This is a genomic window from Aliidiomarina maris, assembly GCF_003987335.1.
GTDB lineage: Bacteria > Pseudomonadota > Gammaproteobacteria > Enterobacterales > Alteromonadaceae > Aliidiomarina > Aliidiomarina maris.
Genome location: NZ_PIPK01000031.1, coordinates 1 through 1627, shown reverse-complemented (window position 1 = coordinate 1627; position 1627 = coordinate 1). Strand labels below are relative to the sequence as shown.

Annotated in this window: 4 protein-coding genes; all 4 read right to left on the bottom strand. The window is 46.5% G+C overall.

Translation table 11 applies throughout. From position 1 onward, the window contains the following. Positions 1–158: 158 nt before the first annotated feature. Positions 159–398: an addiction module protein gene (locus tag CWE07_RS14195; RefSeq protein ID WP_111570614.1), complete on the bottom strand. Its 240-nt coding sequence runs from the start codon at positions 396–398 to the stop codon at positions 159–161. Between the two features lie 129 nt (positions 399–527). Beyond that, entirely contained in the window at positions 528–929 is a 402-nt protein-coding gene (locus tag CWE07_RS14190) for a hypothetical protein (protein WP_111570613.1), read from the bottom strand. A 134-nt stretch (positions 930–1063) separates the two neighbouring features. After that, on the bottom strand, positions 1064–1267 hold the full coding sequence (locus tag CWE07_RS14185; RefSeq protein WP_241974159.1) for a hypothetical protein: 204 nt from the start codon (positions 1265–1267) through the stop codon (positions 1064–1066). A gap of 263 nt (positions 1268–1530) precedes the next feature. After that, positions 1531–1627, bottom strand: a 97-nt coding sequence (locus CWE07_RS14655; protein ID WP_338022191.1) for an IS3 family transposase, incomplete at its 5' end; no start/stop codon positions are given.

The window sequence follows — 1627 nt, the reverse complement described above, 5'->3', positions numbered from 1 at the left end:
AACGGTGGTCATCGCCACAGAAGACGGTCGACAGTGGAAGCTGCCTCCCGGTTTAGTGCGCTCCATCCGCGAAATCTAATACGGCAAGCCTGCGCGCCGTCAATAACGCCTTCAAATGAACGCTTACTCTCGGGCTGATTCAAGAAAACGTACAGGTTTCAACGATCATCCGCCCGGAGGTCCGCAAATACGTCTTCAGATGAGATTGTTTGCTCGCCATCATCAAGATAACTTTGATACCTACGATTTGCTTCGTTTAGCCAAGCTTGTTCTACTCGTCGAGGATCAACGTTAGCGCGCTCATCGATACTCTCTAGCAGGTGAACGATTAACCTAGTCCGTTCCTCTTTTGGAAGAGAAAGCGCCTCAGACTCAATGATTTCTGCTGATATGGTCATAAGCCACCTCGTTCAATATTTAACCATTAACACTCTACTACACGAGAGTGCTGAAATGAAGCTGAACGCGTGCGTTGAGCACATAACGCTCAAAGCAGCTGCGCGGTACGCGTCGGCTGGCTTTGCTTGTTAGGGCTGACCATCCAACATCCGAATCACTGGATATGTCCCCTGTTGAAAAACTATACCAGCTAAAACAAAGCCAATATTATATTGCCATGGAGCAGAACCAAATATAGAGCCTAAAAAACCTGCGAACCCAACAATAGCAATAACGAGTAAAGGAATAGCAGAAAATACTCTACCTAAAATGCTTTCATCACCAAATATCTGTGTCCATCTTTTGTGGATAATATCCCAAAAGAGCATTGCACTAAACGCAGTAACAAATCCAATCATGTAACCCGCAACTACATGCGAAATTAAATCGTACCCCCTTTCCTTTAGAAAATCTGATAGTCCAAAAGTAGCAAACCACAGAATGAATCCCCACCCGCCAATATGAACCTGCCAGTCCTTGATATTTGACACTTAATAATTTCTCCTAATTCAACTTAAGCCCTAACGCCCGCCATAAACGGCGCGAGGAACGAGCGTCCGGCGACCGAAGGGAGCGAATTTGATGGCTTTGTTAGCACTGTCTGACTCTACACTGTGGGTTAGTATCAAAACGGAACCCCATTCTCGTCTTCCGTTTCTACCGACTCTGGAACCGGGTCAAAACTGGAAGTAGAGTTCTCTACCGGTATCAGTTCCCACAGTTCATTCTGGTGCAACCAGAGTGGATCAGCATTTTCATCAATGAACTGATCTACCGGTATGCCATCCACAGTCGGTGGCCGCTTTGTTCTGACTTGCCTTCCGTTCATAAAGATCCATTGGTATTTCTTTTGTCGCTCGGCCTTGGCGAATTTCCTCGCACGTCTTTGAGTCGGAGTGAGCTTTTTCTTAACCTTTGCCATGTCTGACCATTCTGGTGCTAACGCCCGCAGCACGCGCGGCCTTGAAGTTGAGGCGCAGCCGCAACGAAAAGGCCGTCGCTGTGCCTGCGATTGTTAGTGTTCACTTTGGATATTTCTCCAGAGCTGAGCGATACGCACTTTGATCCGTACCACTAAAAGTGGACACTTTGCTAAGCACTATTTTTTAATTCAAAGTTCTCTGGGCTGAGATAGCCAATAGCACTATGCCTTCTTGTCTTGTTGTAATCAACTTCGATGTACTCAAAG